Raw genomic sequence first — 7,985 nt, 5'->3', positions numbered from 1 at the left:
TCTACAATTGGTTGAGGTATAAAACCCTAACCAATTGTAGACACCGTGTAGACCGTGGGGTTTTATACCCTTGTTCCCTTCGGTCACTGCCAGAGGACAGGATTCAACAATTAATAATTAATAATTAATAATTAATAATTAACAATTACCTCTCCTTGAAAAGAAGAGGATTGACTCAAAGGAAAATTTTTTCTCATTTCTCCTTTAAAGGAGAGGATTTTTACCTTAATTATTCGGTTAGAATTCCCTTCTGCCTCTTGCCCTCTGTCTTTCCTGATAATAATTGATTGCAACTATACTATTAAAAATTAAAAGATTGGAGAGACAATATTAAATTATGGATTCTCAACCTCAAGTTCAGCAGCAAAAAATACCAGATGCCCAAATAGATTTGCGAGGTACTCCCTGTCCAATTAATTTTGTCAAGACAAAACTACACCTAGAAAAAATGATGCCTGGAGAAATTTTGGAAGTTTGGCTAGACCAAGGAGAACCAATAGAGCAAGTACCTGATAGTTTGATGATAGAAGGTTATCAAATAGAAGAAATAAGCGATCGCTCTGAATATTTTATCCTGAAGGTACGTCGTCCGGAAACGGTTGCATGAGTTGTTCAGAAGAGGGTGATATCTTAGAAGCAAATAAGGATTTGGTAGGGACAGTTGTAGCAGTCCAAGCAAATTTTTACCAAGTTAAGCTCGATACAAAAAATGATTTGGTAAAAAAAACAACAGAAAATTTTACCCAACTCCTGTGTACCCGCAGATCGCGATTGAAGAAAATAGGCCAGAAAGTAATGGTCGGCGATCGCGTGGTGATAGAAGATCCTGACTGGGCAGGTGGACGAGGAGCTGTTGCTGAGGTTTTGCCAAGAACAACAGAACTAGACCGTCCTCCTGTAGCTAATGCAAACCAGGTAATGTTAGTGTTTGCTATGGCAGAACCAGATTTAGACCCTATTGCTTTAACAAGATTTTTAGTAAAGGCAGAGTCAACAGGTTTAGAGGTATGTTTATGTTTGAATAAGTGCGATCTTGTCACACCAGAGCAAATAAAGAAATGGCGCAATAAAATTTCTCAGTGGGGTTACAATCCATTCTTTATTAGTGTGGAAACATATGCAGGTTTGGGGATAGCAAAAGATAATTCGGTTTCTCTGTGGGAAAAACTGAAAAATAAAATTACCGTAATTTCTGGTCCTTCTGGAGTTGGGAAGTCAAGTTTAATTAACTATTTGATTCCTCATGTTAATTTAAGAGTAGCTGCAGTATCAGGAAAGTTGTCACGGGGACGACATACTACTCGTCACGTTGAATTATTTGAGCTACCGACTGGGGGTTTATTGGCAGATACGCCTGGTTTTAATCAACCACAGTTAGAGTGCGAACCTTTGGAGTTAGGGTATTTGTTTCCAGAAGTGCGACAGTATTTAACAGCAGGAAGTTGTCAATTTAGTGACTGTTTGCATCGGGATGAACCTAACTGTGTAGTCAGGGGTGATTGGGATAGGTATGAATATTATTTGATGTTTTTGGAGGAGGCGATCGCGCATCAAGAAGCTTTGCAACAAAAACCTGATGTTGAGTCAAACTGGAAGGCAAAAATAAAGTCAGGTGGCGAACAAAAGTTGGAACCGAAGTTAGTTAGTAAAAAGTATCGCCGTTCTTCGAGAAGATTACAGCATCAGCAGTTACAAGATTTGTGCGAAGAATTCGATGAATTTTAGTAGCTTTGTAGGTTGGGTTGAACTTGGGAAACGCAACATCAATCTTAGGAATTCAATCTCACATCAATATGAGGAATGTTAGCGCAGTTTATGTGTAGAATAAACCCAGCATCAATCTCAGGAATAAAATCCCACATCAATATATTTTTGTTGGGTTGCGCGTTGGCGGAGCCTAGCGGCAGCTATATCGCTTAACCCAACCTACAGTATTATAATTAATGGCGTTGGTAAATTAGGGTATAATGTTTTCCAAAACCTTATAGGTGAACTTGAATGCAATGTCCTGAATGCCAATCAACTCACGTTAACAAAAATGGAAAAAACAAAGGAAAACAGAATTACATCTGTGTTGATTGTCGAAGACAGTTTTTAGACTGTTATCAAACACAAAGAAGCTCCAAAAGATGAGCTAAAACATGAATATCTAACTATGTACGTTAATGGTATGGGTTTGTAGGTTATATCATGTCCGGATAATTAGTTATAAAAAAAAGTTTCTCTTTACTTCTTCTTTCTTCCCTCCTGAATCCTGAATCCTGACTCCTGACTCCTTCGTCGTTTATTTAACTGTTCAACCGGACATGATATTACTCTAAGTCTGAAATTATGCTGGGAGATGAGAGTGAAATTATTAATTCACGCTTCTTAAATTCAGAGATATTCCTGTACCATTCACTCAAAAACTTCTAACTGTTTAGCGCACGCATTCTTTCCTCATCATACCTTCATTTACCAACGCCGTATTTCGGCGTTGGTAAATTACAGGATGAAATTTGTAGGGGCAATCCCCCAATGATTAACTGAGGTGGGTTACAGAGCGCTACCCCAAAATATAAATCATCCCATCAATTACCAACGCTGAATAATATACAATCACTGGCTAATAATCGCTCAAAACATTATTGAATCCTAATAATTACTTAATCATTGAAATCTTGCATAACTATAGAATTTTTTTTCAAAATTGTATAATATCATCAAAAATTACTTCACTTTTGACCAAAACATTATACTGGCTGTGTAATCGGAATTTCCATGACAAACTCTGCTCCCTCATCAGGGGTAGAAATACAACTCAACTTTCCCTTGTGTTTTTCCACAATAATTTGATAACTAATAGACAAACCTAAACCAGTACCTTTCCCTGCCGGTTTAGTAGTAAAAAATCGCTCAAATAAATGCTTCTTAACTTCCTCATCCATACCTAAACCATTATCTATAATCTTCACTATAACTTTGTCTGATATAGCTTCTGTTTTAATTTTAATAGTAGGAGTTTTATCTTGGCAATTATCATTTTCAAAAGCCTCTTCTAAAGCATCAATAGCATTACCAATTAAATTCATAAATACCTGATTTATCATACCAACATAACATTCTACTAAAGGCAATTCTCCATACTCCTTATGAACTTTAATTTCAGGTTTTTTTCCACGCCCTTTAAAACGATTTTGGAGAATTACTAAAGTACCATTAATACCATCATGAAAACTCATCAGAGTTTTTTTCACGTCATCTTTACGAGAGAAATTACGCAGAGAACTCACAATATCACTAATTCTTTCTGTCCCTATTTGCATTGCTGATATTACCTTGGGCAAATCATGCCTCATAAAATCTAGATCTATCTCCTCAAATTCTTGTTTAATGTAATCTGGTGGATCGGAACAATATTCTTCATAAAGATTTAGTAAATTCATCATGTCTTGAACATAATGATTCAAATGGACTATATTTCCATAAACAGAAGTTATAGGATTCTTAATTTCGTGAGCAATTCCTGCTATTAATTCACCCAAGCTAGACATCTTTTCACTATTAGTTAAAGTCGTCTCCGCTTCATTCAGTTCTTGCAAAGTATTTTCTAATTTTCGCTTTTGTTTTCTTAACTCATTTCGAGATTGCTTTAGTGCTGCTTCTGCATTTTTACTCTCAGTAATATCTGTAATAAAACCTTCTAAAGCTATTAATTTTCCTGACTCCGAAAATACTCCTATTCCCTGTTCCCAAACCCATTTAATTTTTCCAGTTTTAGTAGTAATTCGATAAACTACTTGATAATGCTTATTTTCCTGTACAGCAAACCGTATAGCATTCCATAAACGTTGTCGATCTTCTCGATGAATTAATTGTGATAAAAATATTTTCTGTGAACCAAAAAAATCTTTGACTCGGTAACCAGTTAATGAATAGCAACCTTCACTTACAAATTCCACACTTCGATGTAGATCGTTGCAAAAACGATAGGCCATGCCTGGCAAATTACTCACTAAAGTAGCTAATTTTCTTTGACTTTCATATAAAGCTTTTTCTGCATGTTTGCGTTCAGTAATATCTGTAATAACTGTTAACAAACAAAGTTCATTACCAATATCAATAATCTCTGCAGACAACAACCATACTCTAATTGCACCAGATTTAACTCTGAACTCGTATTCCTGATTTTTCACAACTCCTTGCTGTTGTAAGTTCTGTATAAATTCAGTTCTTGCTTCTGGATATACCCATATTTTCAACTCTTGTGCAGTCAAACCGATTATTTCTTCACGGCAATAACCCATTATCTTCAAAAAACCATCATTTACTTCGATAAACCGCCCATTCTCAAAAGTAGTAATACTGATCGGGTTGGGACTACAACGAAATGCTTTTGAGAACTTTTCCTCCGATAATCGTAACTTTGCTTCTACTTGTTGACGTTCAGATATCTCTTTCTGTAATCGCTCAACTACTTCCTGTAGTTCAATTGTTCGTTTTTCTACCCGCTTTTCTAACTCCTCATTTGCCTGCTTTAGTGTTTTTTCTTTTAACACCCGATTGCTAATATCTAAAACTACTGCTTGCCAACCATCTCTACCATCAAACTTCATAGAAGTTAAGAAAACTTCTGCCGGAAATTCAGAACCATCTAAACGTTTATATCGCCAATTAAAACGACTTATGCCTCTGTGTAATGCTATTTCTAAATAACGTTGAAATTTCGTACTTGAATTTTCTTTTCCAGGCTGTTTTAGAGGGCTGAATTGCCAAGGAAGTTTTCCACACAAATCTGATTTATTACTACAGCAAAATAATTTTAAGGCAGCAGAGTTACAATCAATAAAGCCTAGTTCATTTATGAATAAAACCGCATCTTGAGTAGATTCATATAAATCGCGAAACTTTTTTTCTGAAGCTTGTATAGTAGCAATTAATCCTGTTTGGATAGCTCTAGCTTGTTTACTTTCAGTAATATCTCTTGTTACTTGAGAAAAACCCCGTAATTGTTCGTTATTATCATACAAAGCTGTGGTAATTACACTAGTCCATAATTGCGTTTTATCTTGCCTCAAACAGATATTTTCTCTCACAAATTTACCTTTTTCTTGAGCAATTTTTAATTCTTTCTCTGGTAGGTGATTTTTAATATCTTTTTGAGTATAAAAAGTCGATAAATGTCTACCAATAACTTGCTCGGATTGATATTTATAAATACGCTCTGCTCCAGAATTCCAGCTAACTATATATCCGTCAGCATCCAACATAAATAAGGCATAATCTTGAACACTTTCTATTAATAATCTTTGTCTTTCTTCGTTTTCTTGCAAAGCAACTTCTGTCTGTTTACGTCTGGTAATATCTTCAACAAATCCTTCATAATATAAAAAATTTTTCTGGCGATCACGAACTACCCAGGCATTTTCAGCAATCCAAATTATTGTACCATCTCTGCGATAAATCTGGGATTCAAATTCGGAAACTTCTCCTTTTTCTCGTAAAATATCAACAAATTCGTCACGTCGCTGAGAATCTACATAAAGTTGATTTTTAATATCTGCCAATGCAGCAATCATTTCTGTAGAAGAGTCATAACCATAGATGCGAGCTAGTGTAGCATTAGCACTAATGTAGGTTCCTTCAAGTGTTGTTTGGTAAATTCCTACAACTTTATTCTCAAATATACTGTGATATTTATCTTCCATTTGCTGTAATGTCTCTTGGCTTTTCTGAAGATTAATCATTCAAATTTCCCGTTCCAGATTGATAATTGTATGTAACTATTTTTACCTACTGAAGAAGTTTATTATTGAATTAATGTACCCTTTTAGTTATTATATATCTTGACATATTTATAACTTTTTGGCTTAAATATGCGACCATTATCTTAAAAATAAAATTACTGTAGAGAAAGTTGGAAATAAATGTATTTGACTTTTGACTTTTTTTTGTAGACTTATGCTTGATTGTGGAAAATATTCTTTTCAAAGATACATATACAAGATAAACATAAGATAATTAGATAGTGGAAAAATGTATATTTACTTTTAGATATGACTGGTTCTATTGCTCAAAACCAACAAGGTATATCAATGATTAACTCTTCTACTAATGAATGGCCGAGTTTATTACAGCAGTTACTTGATGGCCAATCTTTATCTTCATCTCAAGCATCGAATTTAATGCAAGGATGGCTGCAAGAAGAAATTCCACCTGTTCTATCAGGAGCAATTTTAGCTGCCCTGCAAGCTAAAGGTGTATCTGCAGAAGAATTAGCAGGTATGGCAAAAGTATTACAGTCTTTATCCTTAACAAAAGAAGATGGCGATCGCTCTACTCCCATCACCAACTCCAAATATCCAGTTATTGATACTTGCGGTACTGGTGGAGACGGAGCTTCAACATTCAATATTTCTACTGCGGTTGCCTTTGTCGTAGCTGCGGCCGGAGTGCCAGTAGCTAAACATGGAAACCGTTCTGCTTCTGGTAAAGTTGGTTCTGCTGATGTATTGGAAGCATTGGGAATACGTTTGAGCGCTCCCACGGAAAAAGTAATATCCGCAGTATCTGAGGTGGGAGTAACTTTCTTGTTTGCACCAGGTTGGCATCCCGCAATGAAATCTGTAGTTCCTCTACGTCGTACTTTAAAAGTACGAACTGTATTTAATCTTTTAGGTCCTTTAGTTAACCCTTTGCGTCCTCAAGGTCAAGTCATCGGAGTATTTAATTCTAACTTAGTAGAAACTATAGCTCAAGCTTTAGGAATATTGGAGTTAAAATCGGCGATCGTTCTCCACGGTAGAGAAAAACTAGATGAAGCTGGTTTGGGCGATATTACCGACTTAGCTATTTTATCTAATGGAGAGGTACGAATGACAACCGTTAACCCCCAAGATTTAGGATTAAATTTGGCTCCCATAAGTGCCTTACAGGGTGGGGAGGTAGAAAAAAATGCTGAAATTTTACAGAATGTTCTCCAAGGTAAGGGGACTTCTGCACAGACAGATGTAGTCGCTTTGAATAGTTCTCTGGCACTACAGGTAGCAGGTGTTGTACCACTAGAAGCTCATGCAGAAGGTATTGCTAAAGCTAAAGATATTCTCGAGAGTGGAGCAGCTTGGTTGAAATTAGAGCAGTTAGTTAAATTCTTATAAATCTGCAAAAACTTCTCCATCCGAAAAGCGTAGAAACCGGGTTGATTTTAAATACTTACCATACTAATATTTACCAGCCACAAACCAGGTTTCTACACTTAAAAAAAATCATAGCCCCCATCACCAACGCCCAGATATACTTAATTATTTACTCCTAGTTATTGACTCTTAATTGACGACCATGATTTTCTCCTAAATCCTGACTCCTTATTCTATGAGCTTCACATAAAATTTTTTATAAATATGATGCTTCTAACTACTAGAACGTACCCGTAACTCTACTAATTTTTCTTTAACTGTCATATCATAACTACCAAAAAAGTCTTGTCCCAGCAGTGGTATCTCTGCTTCAGGAGGTGCGATAACAACAGTAAATTGTTTGAACTCTAAACCTCCCGCAGAAATAGAACCAACTATTCCTGCTTGTACTTCTACTTCTCTACCATCAGCAACTTTTACAGTTCCCCGACCATAAGGTACTACTTTCAAAGAGTCTGCCATTTCCTGAGTAATAATGGTTTTACTAGCTCCAGTATCTAAAAGCATTTCGTATTTCTGATCCCCATTAAAAATAACTTCAACAATAGGAATACCTTCTGCACCATCTGTACGTTTAACAATTGGTATTTCATATAACCCTGCTGTTGTAGTTGAAGTTGATACCTCCTCTGGTAATTCTTCTGGAAACAGACGACAAACTGATATTGTTAAGTCCTTCCTATTTCCTGCTTCATCAAGCATAAAACATCCTGGATATTCTTGAGCGATCGCTGCAGTACAAATTAATGTAGTCACTAATATTGATGGTATTTGCCAAAAGATCGTTTTCACCTGTTGTTTGTGCTTAAT

5 protein-coding genes and 1 pseudogene are annotated in these 7,985 nt (G+C 35.9%); 4 read left to right on the top strand and 2 right to left on the bottom strand.

Translation table 11 applies throughout. The features are described 5' to 3' along the window. The first annotated feature begins 337 nt into the window (after positions 1–337). From F6K13_RS09055 to F6K13_RS09045, 3 genes and pseudogenes are all read left to right on the top strand, one after another. On the top strand, positions 338–607 hold the full coding sequence (locus F6K13_RS09055; RefSeq protein WP_124142652.1) for a sulfurtransferase TusA family protein: 270 nt from the start codon (positions 338–340) through the stop codon (positions 605–607). Then, complete coding sequence (rsgA, locus tag F6K13_RS09050; RefSeq protein WP_124142651.1) at positions 604–1,725, top strand: small ribosomal subunit biogenesis GTPase RsgA; 1,122 nt, start codon at positions 604–606, stop codon at positions 1,723–1,725. The genes F6K13_RS09055 and rsgA overlap by 4 nt, the downstream gene beginning before the upstream one ends. 273 nt (positions 1,726–1,998) lie before the next feature. After that, positions 1,999–2,176: pseudogene (locus F6K13_RS09045) on the top strand (IS1 family transposase); the annotation flags it as partial. A 556-nt stretch (positions 2,177–2,732) separates the two neighbouring features. On the opposite strand, the gene F6K13_RS09040 reads toward F6K13_RS09045, so the two are convergent. Further along, positions 2,733–5,726, bottom strand: coding sequence for a PAS domain S-box protein (locus tag F6K13_RS09040; RefSeq protein WP_124154405.1), 2,994 nt, complete (start codon positions 5,724–5,726; stop codon positions 2,733–2,735). 348 nt (positions 5,727–6,074) lie between these two features. On the opposite strand from F6K13_RS09040, the gene trpD reads away from it, so the two are divergent. After that, positions 6,075–7,136, top strand: coding sequence for an anthranilate phosphoribosyltransferase (gene trpD, locus F6K13_RS09035; RefSeq protein WP_124142660.1), 1,062 nt, complete (start codon positions 6,075–6,077; stop codon positions 7,134–7,136). Positions 7,137–7,388: 252 nt separating this feature from the next. Here the strand turns inward: trpD and F6K13_RS09030 are convergent. Beyond that, a partial coding sequence (locus F6K13_RS09030; protein ID WP_287287235.1) for a TIGR02281 family clan AA aspartic protease occupies positions 7,389–7,985 on the bottom strand: 597 nt, incomplete at its 5' end.

This window comes from Okeania sp. SIO2B9, assembly GCF_010672505.1.
Classification (GTDB): domain Bacteria; phylum Cyanobacteriota; class Cyanobacteriia; order Cyanobacteriales; family Microcoleaceae; genus Okeania; species Okeania hirsuta.
Note: the sequence above shows the minus strand (reverse complement) of the source record. Positions and strands in the feature narration are given on the sequence as shown.

Bases quoted from the DNA above. Each gene is read 5' to 3' on its own strand.
- F6K13_RS09055 (WP_124142652.1), top strand. From the start codon at position 338: ATGGATTCTCAACCTCAAGTTCAGCAGCAAAAAATACCAGATGCCCAA.
- F6K13_RS09040 (WP_124154405.1), bottom strand. From the start codon at position 5,726: ATGATTAATCTTCAGAAAAGCCAAGAGACATTACAGCAAATGGAAGAT.
- trpD (WP_124142660.1), top strand. From the start codon at position 6,075: ATGATTAACTCTTCTACTAATGAATGGCCGAGTTTATTACAGCAGTTA.
- rsgA (WP_124142651.1), top strand. From the start codon at position 604: ATGAGTTGTTCAGAAGAGGGTGATATCTTAGAAGCAAATAAGGATTTG.